This is a genomic window from Protofrankia sp. CiP1_Cm_nod4 (assembly GCF_982290645.1).
Genome location: NZ_CEVIVC010000007.1, coordinates 40,961 through 60,459, shown reverse-complemented (window position 1 = coordinate 60,459; position 19,499 = coordinate 40,961). Strand labels below are relative to the sequence as shown.

Below are 19,499 nucleotides of genomic sequence, written 5' to 3'. Positions count from 1 at the left end.
CGACGGTGACAGGCTCATCAACCCGGGCCCTTCGTGTACTGCGCCTCGATCCGACTGATCATCCGTTCGGATATCTCCGCGCTCGGTGGTTCGATGACGTTGACCAGCTGCGGTACGGGGCCGCTCCCGCGTTCGGCGGCGTACTGCCGGCCGTAACCGGCGTCCGCGGTGCGGAATCCGTGCCGCACGGCGAGCCGCTGCAGTTCCGGGTCGGTCGTGAGCAGGCGCCCGACGGTGTCTCCGGCGGAGGTCAGCGGCACAACGGTGTGTTTGGCGTAGATGGTCGGACTCGGATACATCAGCAGCATGTCGTTGGTCAGCGAACCGTCCCGGGCGAGCGCGTGGGCCCGGAACTGGGCCTCGTAGACCATGACCATCGGCGTTTTCCCGATACCGATGGTCAGGAAGTCGTTGAACGGCTCCTGGGACGACGCGTCCAGATAGCCCTGTCTGAGGAAGAGGGGCGCGAGCCGGTCCGTGATCCGTTCGGCCGTTCCGGGATCGGTGACCACGTTTCCGCCATTGCTCACATAGGAGGCGATCGCCAGGTAGAGGGCGGCCGAGTTCGACGTCCGCACGTCGGTCGAGCTGATGAGGAGGGACTTGTCGGTCCGGTAGGCGTTGTTCCCGGGCAGCTGGGACCACCGGGTGCCCGCCGCCACCAGGTCGAGGTATCTGCGCATGTCGAACAGGTAGTGGTCACCTTCTCGGCTGCTGACACCCGCCGCGGTCAGCAGTTCCGCGACCGGGGCGAAGGTGGCTATCGCCATGGGCGTGAAGAAGGGCACGTAGGAGGCGCTGATCCCGCGGTCGCGCCTGATGCGGTCGGCCTGTGGGGCGTCGGCCGGGAAGGCCAGGTCGAAGCCGGACAGGTCGTGGGTGGTGGCGATCTCGCGCGAGCCGGCGGAGGTGATCTCAAGCCGGTAGCCGGCACGGCCGAGGGCGGCGACCACGTCCGGATCGGAGAAGAAGGGCTGTTTCTCCGACGAGACCAGCGCCCGGACGGTGGTCTCGTTCTTGTGCGGAGCGGGCCGGATCCGCGGGATGACGATCACGGCGAGGACGCCGATGGTGAGCAGTCCGGCAAGCGCGAGCCCGAGAACCCGGTGGCCTCGCACGGCGTCCGCCCCCTCCTTCGACGCTGTTGGTCGACGCTGTTGGTCCGCTGGTCCCTCGGCACTGGTGGTCCGAGCCCGTCGGTACGCATCATGGTCTGTCCGCCGTGACCGGCGGGTCCTGGGCAGGCGGGGTTCGATATATGTACGAATTTTGTTCACCTGTCGGACATGGTGATAATTTACCCTGTTTACCCCGTTGACATGCGTCAGATGCGAAAAAATGCTGATCAGGTGATTTTCCGGCCGGGCGGTGGGAATCCTGGTGGGTGTGGCCGGTGAACGTTCCGGATATCTCCCGGCACCGCCCGGAACCGGCTGGGCGCGGCGAACCGGGTGCCTGGTTCCCGGATAGTTCCCGGAACGTTTTTCCGGACGGCCCGTGACGGTAGGCTGCTGGCTGTCAGGGGCCGGTCCGGCGGGCTACCGGACGACTTCTCGGGACGACTTCTCGGGAGGGGAGCCGCGGATCCGTCCGGGTGACCTGCGCGAGCCGGGGTGACGTGACATGGTCGATTCGGCGGTGGTTCGCGGGAGGCGGGACACGAGGGGGCGGCCATGACCACCTATGTGTACGACTTCCACCAGGGGAACAAGGATCTCAAGGGCCTGCTCGGCGGTAAGGGCGCCAATCTCGCCGAGATGACGAACATGGGGCTTCCCGTCCCGCCCGGTTTCACGATCACCACCGTCGCCTGTCGCGAGTATCTCGCGCACGGCCGGGTGCCGGCGGCGCTGCGCGACGAGGTCGACGAGCATCTGCGCGCCCTCGAGCGGGCCATGGGCCGGCGGCTGGGCGACCCGGACGACCCGTTGCTCGTCTCGGTGCGTTCGGGCGCGAAGTTCTCCATGCCGGGGATGATGGACACCGTCCTGGACGTCGGCCTGTCGGACGCGTCCGTGCCCGGCCTGGCCAGGCAGTCCGGCTCGCCGCGCTTCGCCTGGGACTCCTACCGGCGCCTGCTGGCGATGTTCGGCAGGACCGTGCTCGGGGTGCCCGACGAGCTGTTCGACGACGCCCTGGAGGCGGTGAAGAAGGCCCGCGGGGCGGCCAGCGACCTGGAGCTCGACGAGGCCGATCTGCGGGGGCTGACGGAGACGTTCAGGACGATCGTCCGCGACCGGGCCGGCCGGGACTTCCCGCAGGACCCCCGGGAACAGCTGGACCTGGCGATCCGGGCGGTGTTCGACTCCTGGAACGGTGAACGCGCCCGCCTCTACCGCCGCCAGGAACGCATTCCCGCGGATCTCGGCACCGCGGTCAACGTGGTCGCGATGGTGTTCGGCAACCTGGGTATGGACTCGGGCACCGGCGTGGCGTTCACCCGCGATCCGGGCAACGGCGACCAGGGCGTTTACGGCGACTATCTGCAGAACGCCCAGGGGGAGGACGTCGTCGCGGGTATCCGCAACACCCTGCCGCTCACCGCGCTGGCGGACGTCGACCGGCCCGCCTACGACCAGTTGCTGTCCGTCATGGCAGCCCTTGAACGGCACTACCGCGACCTGTGCGACATCGAGTTCACCATCGAGCGCAACAAACTGTGGATGCTGCAGACGCGGGTCGGGAAACGCACCGCGGCCGCGGCCTTCCGGATCGCCGTCCAGCTCGTCGACGAGGGCCTGATCACCATGGACGAGGCGCTGGCCCGGGTCACCGGCGCCCAGCTCGCCCAGCTGATGTTCCCCCGGTTCGCCGCGGACGGGCAGGCCCGGCGGATCGCCCGGGGAATGAACGCGTCCCCCGGCGCCGCCGTCGGACAGGCCGTCTTCGACTCGCGGCGGGCCGTTCAGCTCGCCGCCGCCGGCGTCCCGGTCATCCTGGTCCGCCGGGAGACCAACCCCGACGACCTCGACGGCATGATCGCCGCACAGGGCATTCTGACCTCCCGGGGCGGGAAGACCTCCCATGCCGCGGTGGTCGCCCGCGGCATGGGCCGGACCTGCGTGTGCGGCGCCGAGGAGATCGACGTCGACACCCACCGGCGGCGGGCGGCCGCACCCGGTGGCATCGTCGTCCACGAGGGGGACGTGCTCTCGATCGACGGCTCGTCCGGCGTGGTCTACCTCGGCGAGATGCCGGTGGTGCCCTCCCCGGTCGTCGAGTACTTCGAGGGCAGGCTGCCCGCGGACGGCTCCGACCCGCTGGTCGACGCCGTCCACCGGATCATGACCCACGCGGACGCCGCCGCCCGGCTCGCGGTGCGCGCCAACGCCGACACCGCGCAGGACGCCGAGCGCGCCCGCCGCTTCGGGGCCGTCGGTATCGGGCTGTGCCGGACCGAGCACATGTTCCTCGGCGAGCGCCGGAAGCTGGTCGAACGGCTCATCCTCGCCGACGGTGACGAGGAGGCCGATGCCGCGCTGGCCGCGCTGCTGCCGTTGCAGCGCGACGACTTCGTCGAGATCTTCACGGCGATGGACGGCCGGCCCGTGACGATCCGGCTGCTCGACCCGCCGCTGCACGAGTTCCTGCCCGACCTCACCGAGCTGTCGGTGCAGGTGGGCGTCGCCGCCGCGACCGGCCGGCCCGCCGTGGACGGCGAGGCCGCGCTGCTGGCGGCGGTCCGCCGGCTGCACGAGGAGAACCCGATGCTCGGGCTGCGCGGGGTGCGGCTCGGGCTGCTCATCCCGGGGCTGGTCGCCCTGCAGGTGCGGGCGGTCGCCGAGGCCGCGGTCATCCGCCGCCGGCGGGGCGGGGACCCGCGTCCGGAGATCATGGTTCCGCTGGTGGGCGCGGTCCAGGAGCTGGAGATCGTCCGTGAGCGGGCCGAGCAGGTGCTGGCAGAGGTCGCCGCCGAGAGCGGGGTCGACGTGCCCGCGCTGATCGGCACGATGATCGAGGTGCCGAGGGCGGCGCTGACCGCCGGCCAGATCGCCGGCGCGGCGGAGTTCTTCTCCTTCGGGACGAACGACCTGACCCAGATGAGCTGGGGCTTCTCCCGTGACGACGTGGAGTCGTCGTTCTTCTCCCGTTACCTCGAGCTGGGCGTCTTCGGCGTGTCCCCGTTCGAGTCGCTGGACCGGGACGGGGTCGGCCGGCTGGTGCGGCTCGCGGCCGAGGAGGGGCGGGCGGCCCGGCCGGGGCTCAAGCTCGGTGTCTGCGGGGAGCACGGTGGCGACCCGGACTCCGTGCACTTCTTCCACCGGATCGGGCTCGACTACGTGTCGTGCTCGCCGTTCCGCCTGCCGGTCGCCCGGCTGGAGGCCGGCCGGGCCGCCATCCTCGCGGCCGGCCACCCGTCGGACACGGCCTGATCCCCGTCGGGCACGGCCTGTGATCCCCGTCGGGCACGGCCTGACCGGGCCCGACGGACGCCTGACGGGCATACCGGATGTACCGGCTGCCCGGCTGGCCGGCCGGTGTGCCCGCTGTGCGGTGGAACACCTGCCGCCCCGCGTTGATTTGGGCATACCGTGACTGCCTGTGGCTACCATCCCGCGGCCGTGGACAGCGCGGTGGCTGCACGCACGCTGGTGGGTATGGCTGCTGAGGGTGGTCGCGATCCTCGTCCTGGCCGGCGTGATGATCAGCGTTCTCACGATGATCCAGATATGGGTGGTGGGGCGTTCGGACGACCAGCGCCGGTCGGACGTCCTGATCGTGCCCGGCGCCTCCCAGTTCAACGGCCGCCCGTCCGCGGTGTTCGCGGCCCGTCTCGACCACGCGCTGGCCCTCTACCGTGCCGGTGTCGCGCCCCGGATCGTGACGGTCGGCGGCTCCCAGGCCGGTGACGTCTACACCGAGGCGCGGGCCGCGGCGAACTACCTGGCCGCCCGCGGCGTCCCGGCCACCGCCGTGGTCGTGGTGGGTGAGGGCAGGGACACCCTGGGGTCGTTGCGGGCGGTGGCAAGGAGCATGGCGGTGAACCGCTGGCGGTCCGCGGTGATCGTGACCGACCCGTGGCACTCGCTGCGCTCCCGGACCATCGCCCGTGACCTCGACATCGACGCGGTCACCTCGCCGGTCACCACCGGCCCGGCCACCCGGGGCGTCGTCACCACGCTGCGTTACATCGTCCGGGAAGGCGCCGCGTACCGCTTCTACCAGCTCTTCCACCGGGCGACCCCGGTCGGCGCCGCCCCCGCCGCACTCTGATTCACAGGCCGGCTGATTCCACAGGCCGGCGCCGTTCGGGACGGCGGAACCCGGGGTAGAGCCCCCACATGGCCGCTCGCGTGGGCGGTGCCCGCGCACGTCCGCTGGATCGCCATCCATGACGCCACCGGCTGCTTTCCAGCACTGCCAGACACGGATACGCAGGCGTACAGGAGGCTGGTGTGGCAACTCCCGTGTCCGAGATCGCGATCGACCCGGCCGACCTCGACCAGATCCGCGAGCTGGCGCGGCAGCTGCGGGTGGACTCGATCCGGGCGACGACGTCCGCCGGGTCAGGCCATCCGACGTCGTCCATGTCGGCCGCGGACGTGCTGGCGGTGCTGGTCGGACGGCACCTGCGCTACGACTGGGACAGGCCGGACGACCCGGCCAACGACCATCTGGTCTTCTCCAAGGGGCACGCCTCCCCACTGCTGTACGCGGTGTTCAAGGCCGTCGGCGTGGTGTCCGACCACGAGCTGATGACCGGCTACCGCCGTTACGGCCAGCGCCTGCAGGGGCATCCGACGCCGGTGCTGCCATGGGTCGACGTGGCCACCGGCTCGCTCGGGCAGGGGCTGCCCGACGCGGTCGGGGTGGCGCTCGCCGGCCGTTTCCTCGACCGGCTGCCCTACCGGGTGTGGGTGCTGTGCGGGGACAGCGAGATGACCGAGGGCTCCATCTGGGAGGCGCTGGACAAGGCGTCCTACTACCAGCTGTCGAACCTGACGGCGATCGTGGACGTCAACCGGCTCGGCCAGCGCGGCCCGACCGAGCTCGGCTGGGACCTCGACACCTACGCCCGCCGGGTCGAGGCGTTCGGCTGCCGGGCGCTCGCGGTCGACGGGCATGACGTCGCCGCGGTCGACGAGGTCCTCACCGAGGCGTCCGGCTCCGACCGGCCGGTGGTCGTGCTCGCCCGCACCCGCAAGGGCGAGGGCTTCTCCGGGACGGCCGACGCCGAGGGCTGGCACGGCAGGCCGTTGCCGGCCGACCTGGCCGAACGCGCGGTCGCCGAGCTCGGGGGCGAGCGCCACCTGCGTGTCCGCGGCCCACTGCCGCCCGCCGCCGGCCGCCGGCCGCCGCCCGCACCGCCGGCCGAGGTGCGCCTGCCTACCTACCCTCTCGGCGCCCGGGTCGCCACCCGCAGGGCGTACGGGCAGGCGCTCGCCGCCCTCGGCGCCCGCCCGGACGTGGTGGCCCTGGACGCCGAGGTCGGCAACTCCACCTACTCCGAGGACTTCGCGTCGGCCCACCCGGACCGTTTCTTCGAGATCTTCATCGCGGAGCAGCAGCTCGTAGCCGCCGCGGTCGGGTTGTCGGCACGCGGGTACGTCCCGTTCGCGTCCACCTTCGCCGCGTTCCTCTCGCGCGCCTACGACTTCATCCGGATGGCCGCGATCTCGGCGGCGAACATCCGTCTGTCCGGATCGCACGCCGGCGTCGAGATCGGCCCGGATGGCCCGTCCCAGATGGGGCTGGAGGACCTGGCGATGATGCGGGCGGTGCACGGCTCGCGCGTCCTCTACCCCAGCGACGCGACCAGCGCGGCCCGGCTCGTCGAGCTCATGGCCGAGCTGGACGGGGTCAGCTACCTGCGCACGACCCGGGGCGCCTATCCGGTGATCTACGGGCCGGGGGAGTCCTTCACCGTGGGCGGCTCCAAGGTGGTGCGCCGGTCGGACGCCGACGTGGTCACCCTGGTCGGCGCCGGGGTCACCCTGCACCACTGCCTGGCGGCGGCGGACACGCTCGCGGCGGAGGGCGTCCCGGCCCGGGTGATCGACCTCTACTCGGTCAAACCGGTGGACATCGCCACTCTGACGCGGGCGGCACGGGTGACCGGCGGCCGTCTCGTCGTGGCCGAGGACCACCACCCCGAGGGCGGCCTGGGCAGCGCCGTCCTGGAGGCGACGGCCGCGGCGGGGGTACCGGTACGCCTCGCCCATCTCGCCGTGCGCGAGCTGCCCGGGTCGGGCACCCCGGCCGAACTGCTCGCCGCGGCGGGCATCGACGCGGGCCACATCGCGGTGGCGGCCCGGGCCCTGCTGCGCTGACCGGCCGGCCGATGGCGCGGCAGCCGTCGGCGCCGGGAGGGGGTCAGTCGTCCGAACCAGCGGGCGCCGGGGCACCTCCGAACATCATGTCGCACATCGTCAGGTAGAGCCGGTCCGGGCGGGGCAGGAACTGGATCTTCGACAGGGCCTGGTCCTGCCCGGCGGATTCGACGATGAACTCGCCGTATCCGAGCAGCCGGCCCATCGGGTCCCGGTTGTAGGTGAGGTCCGTCACTTTCTCCAGGGGCATGGTCTGCACTTTGCGGAAAAAGATCCCGGACACCTTCAACAAGCGCTTGTCCGTGACCATCAGGTGCTCGAAGTGCCAGTCGGCGACTTTCCACAGCATCCTGAAGATCATGAAAAGCAGGAACCACCAGGGCAGCGACACAACGGACTTGCTGGCGTCCAGGCCATTGAGCAGGATCGTCAACAGGATTGCACCGATGGCGGACGCCAGGGTCTGGAGAAAGACGGGCAGCAGGATGGCCCAGTGCATCCGGACCTTCACGACCAGTCGCTCGCGGGTGGCAAGGTACCTGTCATCCCTGGCGGTGGGGTCAGGGATCCGGATTCTCACCATGATCATAACCTCCCGGGCCGGGCCGTTGGCTCACCCTGTTTCACAGAACGGCGTCGGTGACGAAATTTGACAAACCGTTACCAACGGACTCCAGCCCGTTGATGGCTCGCTCGATGATGCTGGCGGCGCTCGCGGGAAAGCTGACGACGAAGAAAATGACGAACGCGATGAGACCGTATCTGACGATCTTGTCCACGGCGGGCCTCCGGGCCGAAGTTGGGCGGGCTGACCACAAAGTATCGCCGCTTCGCGCCTCAGACGTGCGGAAATCGCGCCTATACGCTCAGGCTTGTGGCCAAGAGGTGGTACGCCGCGTCCGACGTGGTGCGTTGGGGCGAGGAGCGACAGAAGAGTACACCGGACGATCGGACCTGGTTCGAGCGGGACCGCGCGCGTGTCCTGCATTCCAGCGCCTTGCGCCGGCTGGCCGGCAAGACCCAGGTCGTCGGCCCGCTCGACGACGACTTCCCGCGCACCCGCCTGACCCATTCCCTGGAGACCGCTCAGGTCGGCCGTGGCCTGGCCCGCTCACTGGGCGCCGACCCGGACCTGGTCGACGCGGCCTGTCTCGCCCACGACATCGGCCACCCCCCCTTCGGCCACAACGGCGAGGCCGCGCTGGACGCGGCCGCCGAGGGGTGCGGGGGCTTCGAGGGCAACGCGCAGAGCCTGCGGGAGCTGACCCGGCTGGAGGTCAAGGTCGTCGACGTCCGCGGGCGGGACGCCGGCCTGAACCTCACCCGGGCGACGCTGGACGCGTCCCTGAAGTACCCGTGGGCGCGGCGGCCCGACACGCCGAAGTTCGGTGTGTACGCCGACGATCTACCGGTCTTCGAGTGGGTCCGCGACGGCGCGCCGGCCGGCCGGCGCTGCATGGAGGCCCAGATCATGGACTGGGCCGACGACGTGGCCTACAGCGCCCACGACCTGGAGGACGGGGTGGTCGCCGGCCTGATCGACCTGGGCCGGCTGGAGGATCCGGGACGGCGGGCCGAGCTGGTCGCCTCGACCGCGGCCCGCTACCCGGTGGCGCCGCCGGCGGCGGTGGGCGAGGCGCTGGACCGGCTGCGCCGGCAGCCGTGGTGGGTGACCGGGCCGGCCACCACACCGGACGCGCTGCGCGCGGTGCGGACGATGACCAGCGAGCTGATCGCGCGCCTGTGCGTCGCGGCGGTCCGCGCCACCCGGGAGGCGTACGGCGACCCGCCGCTGTGCCGCTACCACGCTGATCTGGTCGTCCCCGCCCCGACCGTCGCCGAGTGCGCGCTGCTCAAGGGGGTGACCGCCTCCTTCGTCATGGACCGCCGGGACGCGCACGAACGCCAGCGGCGCCAGCGGGAGGTCATCGCGGAGCTTGTCGCGCTGCTGCTCACACGCGCGCCGGAGGCGCTCGACCCACTGCTGCGGCCGGCCTGGGCCGCCGCCCGCGACGACGCGGCGAGGCTGCGGGTGGTCATCGACCAGATCGCCCGGCTCACCGACGCCAGCGCGGGCCGCCGCCACGCGCAGCTGACCGGCCGGCGCTGGCCGGCGGTCCTCTGACGGCGTCCCCGCCCTGGAAGCCTGCCCTCGCGCGGACGGCCCCCGGCCGGTGGGCCGCGTGACGGTGCCACGGAGCCGGTGGCGCCGGACGGTGGCGCCGGACGGTGGCCGGCGCGTCGCCGGCCTGTTGGGAGCGTCCGGGACACGGCGTGTTACATGCTGCGGCCGTAAGATCGGCACTGCGGTCCAGATGACAAGTAACATCGGGGAAGAATGCGGGTCTGCGGGGGCCCGGACAGTCTTCCGGAGGGCTGCCTTCCGGAGGGCTGACGGCCGGTGGCGACACCCGGTGGTGACACAAGGTGCGCGCCGGACGGCCTCCGTGACACCAGCCCGCTAGCGCTCCACCCGGGACGCAGGGAGGGACGTGTGGCCGGACGCATCCGTGACGCCGATGTCGCTGCCGTGCGTGACCGCTCGCCGCTCGCCGACATCATCGGCGACTATGTGCAGCTCCGCCCGGCCGGCAGCGGCCAGCTACGGGGCCTGTGCCCGTTCCACGACGAGAAGACGCCGTCGTTCAACGTCCGGCCGCAGGTCGGCGCTTACCACTGCTTCGGCTGCGGCGTCGGCGGCGACGTGATCGCTTTCGTGCGCGCCATCGACGGGCTGTCCTTCCCGGAGGCGGTCGAGCGGCTGGCCCGCCGTGCCGGGATCACCCTCACCTACGAGGGCGGGGGAGTGACCAGCCGCGCGGTCACCAGCCAGCGCCAGCGGCTGCTCGACGCCCACCGGGCGGCCGCGGAGTTCTACGCCGAGCGGCTGGCCGGCGCCGATGCCGGCGACGGCCGGGACTTCCTCGCCGCCCGCGGCTTCGGCCAGGAGGCGGCGGCGCGGTTCGGCGTCGGTTACGCGCCCGCCGGCTGGGACGCCCTCACCCGCCACCTGATGGGCCGGCACTTCACCGCCGCGGAACTCGTCCTCGGCGGCCTGGCCAAGCAGAGCAGCCGCGGCACCCTCATCGACCGCTTCCACCGCCGGCTGGTCTGGCCGATCCGCGACCTCGCCGGGGACGTGGTCGGGTTCGGCGCCCGCCGTCTCGCCGCCGACGACCCCGGGCCGAAGTACCTCAACACACCCGAGACCCCGCTGTTCAAGAAGGCCAATCTGCTCTACGGGGCCGACCTGGCCCGGCGGGAGATCGCCCGGCGGTACCAGGTCGTCGTCGTCGAGGGTTACACCGACGTGATGGCCTGCCACCTCGCCGGGGTGCCGACCGCGGTCGCCTCCTGCGGCACCGCGTTCGGCAGTGAGCACGTGACGGTGCTGCGGCGGCTGCTGATGGACCAGAGCGAGCACCGCGGCGAGGTCGTGTTCACCTTCGACGGCGACGAGGCGGGCCGCAAGGCCGCCATCCGGGCGTTCGAGTTCGAGGAACGTTTCGTCACCCAGACCTTCGTGGCGATCGAGCCGTCCGGGCTGGATCCGTGCGATCTGCGCGTCCAGCGCGGGGACGTGGCCGTGCGCGACCTGGTCGCCTCCCGCCTCCCGCTGGTGGAGTTCGCCATCCGCGGGAAGCTGGCCGGCTTCGACCTCGACACCACCGAGGGGCGGCTGGCGGCGATCGACGCGGCGGCCCCTCTGATCAACAAATTGAAGGATCGGGGGCTACGACACCGTTACGCGGTTAATCTGGATAACTGGCTTGGTTTTCTGGACGAGGAGTTCGTGGTGCGGCGGGTCGCTGAGCATCGGCCACGAGGGGCCGCCGGTGGTACGGCGTCCCTCGACGGCCCTGCCCACGGCCAGGGCGACCACGCGGCGCGCGGCGGTCGCACCGGCGGCCGGGCCGAGCTGCCGCGTCGGCATGACGCCGTCGCGGACGACACTGTCGTGGCGGTGGAACGGGAGGTACTCAAGGTCGCCCTCCAGTATCCGGGACTTGCCGGCCCGGTGTTCGACACGCTCTCCCCGGAGCTGTTCACGGTCCAGGAGCACCGCGCCGTCCGTGAGGTGATCGCTGCCGTGGGCGGTGTGTGCGCCGGTCTGCCCGCCGCCGGTGACGTCCAGACCTGGGTCAAGACGGTGGTGGAGGCGGCCGGGCAGGACGAGCTCCGGCGGTTCGTCATCGAGCTTGCCGTGGAGGCGGTGTTCTGTGACCACGATGTGGACGACCGGTATGTCGATGAGCAGATGTCACGCGTACAGGAGTTGCAGGTGACCCGTCGCATTGCGGATCTGAAGTCGCGTGTGCAGCGGCTCAATCCCGTAACCGACGCCGAGACGTTCAGACGCGCATATGGTGAGCTGATCGCCTTGGAACAGCACAAGCGCCAACTCCGGGAGCGGGGCCTGGGTGCCGCGTAACCTGGGTCGATCCCGAGAAGGAAGTGACGAGATTCCGACCATGAGTCCAGCCGTCCTACCGCGCGAAGCCCAGGTGGACGAGGTCAAGGACCTCATCACCCGAGGCAAGGAGATCGGTTTCCTCACTACCGAGGACGTCACGGTCGCCCTCCAGGCGGCCGAGCTGCCACCGGAGCAGACCGACGCCGTCCTGCAGGTCCTCAACGACGAGGGCATCGAGATCCTCGAGGCGGGTGGGGAGGACGCCGAGGAGAACGACCTGCTCGCCCGGCGTCGCCGTGAGGAGGAGGAGCTGGCGCTCAAGGCGCCGACCTCCGACCCGGTGCGCATGTACCTCAAGGAGATCGGCAAGGTCCCGCTGCTGACCGCGGAGGAGGAGGTCGACCTCGCCAAGCGGATCGAGGCCGGCCTGTTCGCCTCCGAGAAGCTCGCGGCGGCCACCCGCAAGACCGCCCCGCAGATGCGCCGTGATCTGGAGGCGATCGAGCGGGACGGGCAGATCGCCAAGCGCAAGCTCGTCGAGGCGAACCTGCGGCTGGTGGTGTCGATCGCCAAGCGCTACGTGGGCCGCGGCATGCTGTTCCTGGACCTCATCCAGGAGGGCAACCTCGGTCTGATCCGCGCGGTGGAGAAGTTCGACTACACCAAGGGCTACAAGTTCTCCACCTACGCCACCTGGTGGATCCGGCAGGCGATCACCCGGGCCATCGCCGACCAGGCACGCACCATCCGCATCCCGGTGCACATGGTCGAGACGATCAACAAGCTGATCCGCATCCAGCGGCAGCTCCTGCAGGACCTCGGCCGTGAGCCGAGCCCGGAGGAGATCGCCAAGGAGATGGACCTCACGCCCGACAAGGTGCGTGAGATCCTCAAGGTGTCCCAGGAGCCGGTCTCCCTGGAGACGCCGATCGGTGAGGAGGAGGACTCCCACCTCGGCGACTTCATCGAGGACTGCGACGCGGTCGTGCCGGTCGACGCGGCCAGCTTCATCCTGCTGCAGGAGCAGCTCGACTCGGTCCTGCACACGCTCTCCGACCGGGAGAAGAAGGTCATCCAGTTGCGCTTCGGGCTCACCGACGGCCACCCGCGCACGCTGGAGGAGGTCGGCCGGGAGTTCGGGGTCACCCGCGAACGCATCAGGCAGATCGAGTCGAAGACGCTGTCGAAGCTGCGTCACCCGTCCCGCTCCCAGAAGCTGCGCGACTACCTGGAGTAGGCGACCTGCGGGCGGGGAGTGCCCGCGCGGCCGTGTGCGGCACGGGCTGGCTGGTGGTCACTGGCCGCCGGCAGCAGTGGCGCTCAGGCCGACGCGTCCCGACTGTCGCGTCCCGATTGTGTACGATTTGTTACTTTACGTCTTTATCGTGTCCTGATGTCGGCGAACCAGTAGGAGTCGCCTCTGCGGGTCGGAGTGCGGTAGTAGTCGCTTGATGACTTAAAGTGCCCATCATGGGTACTGTGCTGCCTGGTCCTGACGCCCGCAGCGTTCCCGAGCCCTGGAACGGGTCACGGAAACGGTCGAGAGTGTCACCTGCCGTCGTGAGGACGCAGCCGACGCGTCCGCTCGCTGGGCAGGCCGGCGTGGACGGCGCGCCGCCGGACGCATCAGGCTGGCAGCCGCCCGGCCGGCAGCCACCGCGGCGGCGGCCACCCGGCCGACAGCCCACGTTCCGCGGCGGGGGAGAACTGGTCGGACGCGTCGCGCGAGGCGCCGGTGAGTTACTGATCACTGTTGGGTTCGTGGTGGCGCTGTTCGTGGTCTACGAACTGTGGGTCACCGACATGGTGCAGGAGCGTACCCAGAACCGGCTGCGCTCCGAACTGTCCCGGCAGTGGGCGGCCCCGGCCGCGGCAGCCCCGTCGACAGGCCTGCCGCGGCCGGGGGCGGCATCGGCGGACGTCGGTGCCGGGGTGGCCGTGCTGCGCATCCCCCGTTTCGGCGACGGTTACGCCCCGGTTGTCGTCGAGGGGGTGTCGGACGGCGCGCTACGGCGCGGCCCCGGGCACTATCCGGGGACCGCGTGGCCCGGCGAGGTCGGCAACTTCGTCGTGTCCGGGCATCGCACCACCTACGGCCATCCGTTCAGCCGGCTGGACGAGCTACGGGCCGGTGACCCGGTCGTCGTCGAGGTCCGGGACCGCTATTTCGTCTATCGGGTGACGGGCTCGGAAGTGGTCGACCCCGCCCGGACGGATGTGATCCTGCCGGTACCCGGACAGCCCGGCGCACGGCCCGCGAAAAGCCTGCTGACGTTCACCACCTGCAATCCGAAGTACTCGGCCAGCAGCCGCCTGATCATTTTCGGTGAGCTCACCGGCAGCCGACCGAAGACCCCCGGGCAGCCGCCTGGCACGGCTGGGAGGTGACGGGTGTACGGATGGATCTTCCGGCACCTTCCCGGCGGGTTCGCCGTAAGGCTCGCCCTGATGGCAGCGCTTGTCGTGGCGGTGGCCGCCGGCCTGCTCTTCGGCGTCTTCCCGGCCGTCGAGCCCCACCTTCCGCTCACCCGGGTGACCGTTGAGGAATGAGCCACGACGGCCGGCCAGCGCTGACGCGGACCAGCCGGGCCACGGCCATCCGGCGGCGGACGGCGCCGCCCGCCGCGACGGCAGGCCCGGAACAGCACGACGAACAGGACGGAGGCCACCGCGGCCGATGCTGAACACGGGATCGCCGCTGAACACGGGATCGCCGCCGAACACGGGATCGCCGCCGAACACGGGGCCGGCGCCCCGCACCGGTCACCAGCACCCGCTGGTCCGCGCCTGGCCCGTGATCGTCGCCGTGGCGGCGTTCGGGCCGTACCTCATGAACGGCGTGCGCACCGAGCAGGTGGTGGTGTACGGGTCGCTGCTGGCCGGCCTGCCATTCCTCGCGTCGCGGCTGAGATTCGACGGCTGGTACGCGTGTGTCCTGGGCCTGTGGGCGTTCCTGGCATTTTCGGCAATGATCAGCCCGGACGGCCCGGTCATACCCGGCCGTTTTCTTCCGGGCAGCATGCTGTCCGGCGTCGACAACTATCTGTACCCACTGGCCGCGTTGCTCCTGGTGAGCTGCTGGCTGGCGACCGGATATACCCGGCTGGACCTGCTGGACGCCGTGTGCGCGGCTTTTGTCACACTGGTCGCCGGCAACGGGATAATCGCGTTCAGCGGCCTTTTCGTCAATCCGGTCGGATGGCTGCAGAAGTTCTGGGGCTACGGGCCGGCCACCCTGGAGACGACGGTTGCCGTACGCGCCTTCAGCAACGGCCGGCTGACCGGGATCTTCGCGCAGCCGGCCGAGGCCGGTATCGCGTGTGCTCTCGCGCTGTTCGCGGCGCTCTATCTTTTCGCCCGGCCCGGCCGGGACCGGCCGGTGCTGCTCGGCCTCGTCGCCACCCCGGTGTTCGTCGGCGGCGTCCTGAGCGCGTCGAAGATGTTCCTGCTGATCGGTATACCGCTGGCGCTGTGGCAGGCGGTCCGCCAGGGCCGGCGGCTTCGGCGGGTGCTCGTCATCGCCGCCATGGCCGGGCTGTTCAGGCTCGTCCTCACCCAGGTCGACGTGCCACGGTGGCGCGGCGCGTGGATGCTGTCCGCGCTTTTCAGCCGTGGTGACGGCGGCGACGTCGTGGAGAAGTACACGGCGGGCCGGCTGGGGTCGAACGGCGCGTCCGGGATGGTGTTCGACTATGTGCTCGCCACCCGGCCCTGGTTCGGCTACGGCGCCGGCGGGCTCGCCGTGTCGTACGACAGCTCCTGGGTCGAGGTGGTCATCGTCGGCGGCGTGCTCGGAGTGGTGCTGTTCGCGCTCGTGCTGGCCGTCCTGGCCGGCACGTGGCTTGCCGGGCGGCCGGCGCGGTCCGGGCCGCAGCGGCCGTTCGCCACCTCCGTGCTTATCATGAGCGTGGCGGCAACCGCGGGCCTGCCCGCTTTCACGGCCAACCGGGTGGCGCTTTTCACCTGGATTTTCCTGGCGCTTCTCCTGCTCGTCGGCGACGGCCCCCCCGGCGGGCCACGGAAAGCCGCCGGGAAACCGTTGGGCAAGACCGGGCCGTTGGGGAGGGCCTTTTGACAGCCCGGCGCGCGGCCGCCGGGCAGGTTTCCCGCCCGGCGGCCCGTACCTGTCGCCAGCCGCCCGCGCTCAGGTCCCGGCCGGGCCGGGACGCTCGGGAGCCGTGGCTTCCGGGAAGGCGCCGCCGGCCGCTTCCCCGGGCCCGTTGCCCTGGCGTGGCAGCGCCATGGGCGGCGCCGTTCGGGGCAGGCCGCGGCCGCCGGCCCGCCACCAGGCGCCCTGGGCCCCCACGGCCGGCAGGCGGGCCACCCGGAAGCGTTCCGGCGTCCAGTGCTTCAGTTTCAGCGCGTGTTTCTCGACCGCGAGCCAACTGCCCGCGGCGAGCGCCACCGACCCCGCCGTGAACGCGGAGAAGTACACCACCGCGCCGTGCCGGTGCAGCCCGTACAACGCCAGCAGATGCTGCACCGGGGACGAATATATGTACAGCCCGTAGGAGAGGTCGTTGCGCGCCCCGACCCGGTGCAGCGGCAGCCGGACGCCCAGCCACAGGCACAGGTAGGCCAGTGGCGGCCCCAGGACCAGGTGCGGTTCACGCAGGAACATCGAGCCTGTCACGGCGACGGCCGCCACCGCCGCGAGCCGCCCCGACAGCGGCACCCGGTCCCCGTAGAGGAACAGCAGCGACCCACAGAGGAACAGCGGGCCCAGCCGCAGCGCGCCCTCGGCGAGGGGGCTGCCCAGCACGGCGCCGGCGAAGCCCGGCGCGAGGTGGTGGACGACCACCGCGGACCACATGGCGACGGCCAGCCCGGCGACGGCCACCCGCCGCTGTCGCAGCACGCCGAGGACGCCGAGGACGGCCACCCCGAGGTAGCAGAGGAACTCCCACCACAACGACCAGAGCGCGCCGTTCCAGGAGGCTGTGCCCGCCCCGGCCGCCCCGGCCGCCCCGGACACAGCGTCGCCGGCCGGAGTCCCCGAGACGTCGTAGAACCGCATGTGCAGCGTGCTGTTGTCGATGATGTACCGCAGCGGCCCGTGGGGCGCGCCCAGGAAACCGTCGAGCGAGCCGTGGGTGTGCAGCCATCCCAGCGGCGCGAAGAACCCGGCGACGACGACGAGGCAGACCCAGAACGCCGGGTAGATCCGCAGGAAGCGGTGCCACAGGAAACGGGCGGTGCCACGCACCCGCACGTTGCTGCGGGTCACCAGGAACCCGCTGATGACGAAGAACGAGTCGACGGCGAGCGCGCTCACCTCGTACTTCCCGAGCCGGAACAGACCGAATCCGCCCAGTGCCCAGCCATGGGCGATCATGACGAGGACGGCGAACACCAGGCGCAGGAAGTTCAGGCTGTTGTCGGGGCCGAAGGCGCTCTGGACCGTGGGTTTCCGCGGGCGGTGCGAGCGGGCCGCCGGGCGTGGGCGCGGGCCGGGTACGCCGCGACCGTTCATGATTCCTCCATCCGGCTGCCGGGGGAGACCCGGGCGTCGAGGGAAAGCGCTTCCGCGGGCCCGGGTGGACGCACCCGCCGCCGTGCCCGGCCGTGCCCGGCCCGCCGCCGTGCCCGGCCGTGCCTCACCTGCCGCGGCGTCCAGCTTTTCAGCCGCAGCGCCGGGCGTTCGATACAGAACCAGCTCAGTACCGCCGCGACGGCGGTCACGGACAGGCAGAGCGCGAAATAGGCCACGACGCCGTGCCGCTGCACCCCGTACACCGCCGCGAGCTGCTGGACGGGAAACGAGTAGATGTACAGGCCGTACGAGAAGTCGTGGCCCGCGCCGACCCGGTGCAGCGGCAGCCGGATGCCGAGCCAGATACACAGGTAGGCCAGCGGGAGATTCAGCAGTATGTGCGGATCGTCCAGGAACATCGAGACGGCCAGCACGGCCGCGCAGCCGGCGGCGAGCTTCCCGGAAAGCGGAATCCGGTCGGCGTACAGGTACAGCACACAGCCGGCGAGGAACATCAGGACGAACCGGCCGACACCGCCGGCGAAGACACCGCCGAGCGGCCCCGGAGTGTAGCCGGGCGCCAGTTCGCGCAGCACCACCACGGCCCACAGGCAGGCGGTGACCACCGCGACGAGCGCCCGCCGCCGCTGGATGACACCGAAAATCGCCAGGACGGCGATGCCGAGATAGCACAGGGCGTCCCAGTAGAGCGTCCACATGGAATGGTTCCAGCCGATCGGGATGCCCGAGCCCGGCGGTGGGAAAGGCACCGCGGACGGCGTGCCGGCGACGTCGTAGAAGCGCACCCTCAGCAGGGAGTTGGCGAGCACGTACTGGACCGCCCCGTGCGGCCCGGTGACCGGATAGCCGTCGAACGAGCCCCGCTCGTGCCGCCAGGCCAGCGGCGCGCAGAGAAACGCCACGACCAGCAGGCTCGCCCAGAAACCGGGCATGATACGCAGGGTGCGGTGCCACAGGAAACGGGCCGTGCCACCCACCCCGAGCCGGCTCCGGGTGATCAGGAAGCCGCTGACGACGAAGAACCCGTCCACCGCGACGCTGGCCGGGTCGTAGTCGCCGATCCGGACCAGACCGAACCCGCCGAGCGCCCAGGCGTGCACGACGACGACGGTGAGGGCGAACACCAGCCGGAGGAAATTGAGGCTGTTGTCCCGGCTGAATGCGGTGGCGATGGTCGCTGTTGTCGCTGTCCGGTGTGACACCGATTGTCTCCGATTGCCGCGGTCGTGGCCGGTGCCGTCGGGGAACCGGCTGGGAAATGCCGTCGGGGACCGTCCCGGAAAGTGCCGCCGGGGACCGGCCCGGGAAGTGCTGTCGGGGGACCGACTGGGAGTTATCGTAGCGATAATCGATTGATCTCAAGGTTTCCGACACGCCCGTCGATGCCGGCGGGGAATCCGTCCGGGCCCGTGTGACACTAAAATCGGAAACATGGACGCGAACGCTTCCAGCCGGGCCGTATGGCATCTTTCGGCTGTCTTCGTGGCGATCTTCCAAAGCTTCGCGCAGTGACTCGTTTTCACAGGTATTCCGGTGTATCAGGTTGACGAATGACAGGAAAGGGAAAAATGGATGCGCTCCGCCGGCCCCACCGGCCGTTCCGTTCGATTTCCGGGAAAGTCCGGGGGCGCCGGGTCCTGGATGCCCGCTGGGCCCCGGCGCTGCTCGACGCCACACCGCCGCGGTGGCGCCGGCAGGTGGCGTCACGGCTGCTGTCGCTCGATGCCCGCTACGCCGGCGCGAGTGGGCCGGCGGGCCAGGCCGGCGCTTCCTGGGAGGGGCTCGTGCGGGAGCTGCTGCTGCCCTCCCTCACCGCGGGCATGACCGTGCTGGAACTCGGCTGCGGCCCCGGCCACGCGGCCAGCCGGACCGTGCGCCACGTGGCCGCGGTCGCCGCCGTGGACACCTCGCGGGGCGCGCTCGCCTGCGCCCGCGCGGTCAGCCCCGGCCCGCGTGTCGAGTACCTGACGCCGGAGGAGTTCAACCGGGCGGGGCGGACGGTCGACTTCGCCTACTCCTTCACCCTCACCCGGGACCTGCCCGACGACCTGCTGCGTGGGGCGCTGGAAACCGTCCGTCGCGCGTTGCGGCCGGGCGGCGGCCTGCTCGTTCCCCTCGGCCCCGGCGGCCCGGCCGGTGCCGGTGCCGGTGCCGGTGCCGACCGGACACGCCTGACCGGCCTGGCGCTCGCCGCCGGTCTCGTCGACGTCGGGATCACCGCGGTCCGGCTGTCATCGGCGGGCCCGGGCAGCGCCTCCGGCCAGCCCCTCCTCGACGTCCTCACCGCGCGCCGGCATGCCCCGGCCGGCTCAGCCGGCCC

At 71.2% G+C, this 19,499-nt stretch carries 15 protein-coding genes; 10 read left to right on the top strand and 5 right to left on the bottom strand.

Features of this window, described 5'->3' with window-relative positions; translation table 11 throughout:
• Positions 1 to 17 precede the first annotated feature (17 nt).
• Complete coding sequence (locus AC5LSR_RS03125) at positions 18 to 1,118, bottom strand: hypothetical protein (RefSeq protein ID WP_250281170.1); 1,101 nt, start codon at positions 1,116 to 1,118, stop codon at positions 18 to 20.
• 555 nt (positions 1,119 to 1,673) lie between these two features.
• Here AC5LSR_RS03125 and ppdK point away from each other — a divergent pair.
• The 3 genes from ppdK (at position 1,674) to AC5LSR_RS03110 (ending at position 7,271) form a co-directional block, all read left to right on the top strand.
• Entirely contained in the window at positions 1,674 to 4,373 is a 2,700-nt protein-coding gene (gene ppdK / locus AC5LSR_RS03120; RefSeq protein ID WP_250281171.1) for a pyruvate, phosphate dikinase, read from the top strand.
• Between the two features lie 169 nt (positions 4,374 to 4,542).
• Positions 4,543 to 5,214, top strand: coding sequence for a YdcF family protein (locus AC5LSR_RS03115; RefSeq protein ID WP_250281172.1), 672 nt, complete (start codon positions 4,543 to 4,545; stop codon positions 5,212 to 5,214).
• Between the two features lie 182 nt (positions 5,215 to 5,396).
• Positions 5,397 to 7,271, top strand: a complete 1,875-nt coding sequence (locus AC5LSR_RS03110; RefSeq protein ID WP_250281173.1) for a transketolase — start codon at positions 5,397 to 5,399, stop codon at positions 7,269 to 7,271.
• A gap of 43 nt (positions 7,272 to 7,314) precedes the next feature.
• Here the strand turns inward: AC5LSR_RS03110 and AC5LSR_RS03105 are convergent, their stop codons facing one another.
• Both AC5LSR_RS03105 and AC5LSR_RS03100 read right to left on the bottom strand, forming a co-directional pair.
• Positions 7,315 to 7,854 carry a PH domain-containing protein gene (locus AC5LSR_RS03105; RefSeq protein WP_250281174.1) on the bottom strand — a complete coding sequence of 180 codons (540 nt, stop codon included), beginning with the start codon at positions 7,852 to 7,854 and terminating at the stop codon, positions 7,315 to 7,317.
• A 40-nt stretch (positions 7,855 to 7,894) separates the two neighbouring features.
• Positions 7,895 to 8,050 (bottom strand): hypothetical protein, encoded by a 156-nt coding sequence (locus tag AC5LSR_RS03100; protein ID WP_250281175.1) that lies wholly within the window; start codon positions 8,048 to 8,050, stop codon positions 7,895 to 7,897.
• A 95-nt stretch (positions 8,051 to 8,145) separates the two neighbouring features.
• Here AC5LSR_RS03100 and AC5LSR_RS03095 point away from each other — a divergent pair, with 95 nt between their 5' ends.
• The 6 genes from AC5LSR_RS03095 to AC5LSR_RS03070 all read left to right on the top strand — a co-directional run bounded on the left by AC5LSR_RS03095 (position 8,146) and on the right by AC5LSR_RS03070 (position 15,760).
• Positions 8,146 to 9,396, top strand: a complete 1,251-nt coding sequence (locus AC5LSR_RS03095) for a deoxyguanosinetriphosphate triphosphohydrolase (RefSeq protein WP_250281177.1) — start codon at positions 8,146 to 8,148, stop codon at positions 9,394 to 9,396.
• A 369-nt stretch (positions 9,397 to 9,765) separates the two neighbouring features.
• Positions 9,766 to 11,703: a DNA primase gene (gene dnaG, locus AC5LSR_RS03090; protein WP_250281180.1), complete on the top strand. Its 1,938-nt coding sequence runs from the start codon at positions 9,766 to 9,768 to the stop codon at positions 11,701 to 11,703.
• Between the two features lie 40 nt (positions 11,704 to 11,743).
• The gene (locus AC5LSR_RS03085) at positions 11,744 to 12,922 is read left to right on the top strand and encodes an RNA polymerase sigma factor (RefSeq protein ID WP_250281182.1); all 1,179 of its coding nucleotides are present in this window, start codon (positions 11,744 to 11,746) and stop codon (positions 12,920 to 12,922) included.
• Between the two features lie 323 nt (positions 12,923 to 13,245).
• Positions 13,246 to 14,073, top strand: a complete 828-nt coding sequence (locus AC5LSR_RS03080; protein WP_250281184.1) for a class E sortase — start codon at positions 13,246 to 13,248, stop codon at positions 14,071 to 14,073.
• Positions 14,074 to 14,076: 3 nt separating this feature from the next.
• Entirely contained in the window at positions 14,077 to 14,235 is a 159-nt protein-coding gene (locus tag AC5LSR_RS03075; RefSeq protein WP_250290636.1) for a hypothetical protein, read from the top strand.
• Positions 14,236 to 14,362: 127 nt separating this feature from the next.
• Positions 14,363 to 15,760 (top strand): hypothetical protein, encoded by a 1,398-nt coding sequence (locus tag AC5LSR_RS03070; RefSeq protein ID WP_250281186.1) that lies wholly within the window; start codon positions 14,363 to 14,365, stop codon positions 15,758 to 15,760.
• A gap of 69 nt (positions 15,761 to 15,829) precedes the next feature.
• Here AC5LSR_RS03070 and AC5LSR_RS03065 read toward each other — a convergent pair whose 3' ends face one another.
• Together AC5LSR_RS03065 and AC5LSR_RS03060 are read right to left on the bottom strand one after the other, a co-directional pair.
• A complete protein-coding gene (locus AC5LSR_RS03065) occupies positions 15,830 to 17,158 on the bottom strand; it encodes an acyltransferase family protein (protein ID WP_493464341.1) in 1,329 nt (442 codons plus the stop codon).
• Positions 17,155 to 18,381 (bottom strand): acyltransferase family protein, encoded by a 1,227-nt coding sequence (locus AC5LSR_RS03060; protein ID WP_250281191.1) that lies wholly within the window; start codon positions 18,379 to 18,381, stop codon positions 17,155 to 17,157. The genes AC5LSR_RS03065 and AC5LSR_RS03060 overlap by 4 nt, the downstream gene beginning before the upstream one ends.
• A 348-nt stretch (positions 18,382 to 18,729) precedes the next feature.
• On the opposite strand from AC5LSR_RS03060, the gene AC5LSR_RS03055 reads away from it, so the two are divergent.
• A partial coding sequence (locus tag AC5LSR_RS03055) for a class I SAM-dependent methyltransferase (protein WP_493468121.1) occupies positions 18,730 to 19,499 on the top strand: 770 nt, incomplete at its 3' end.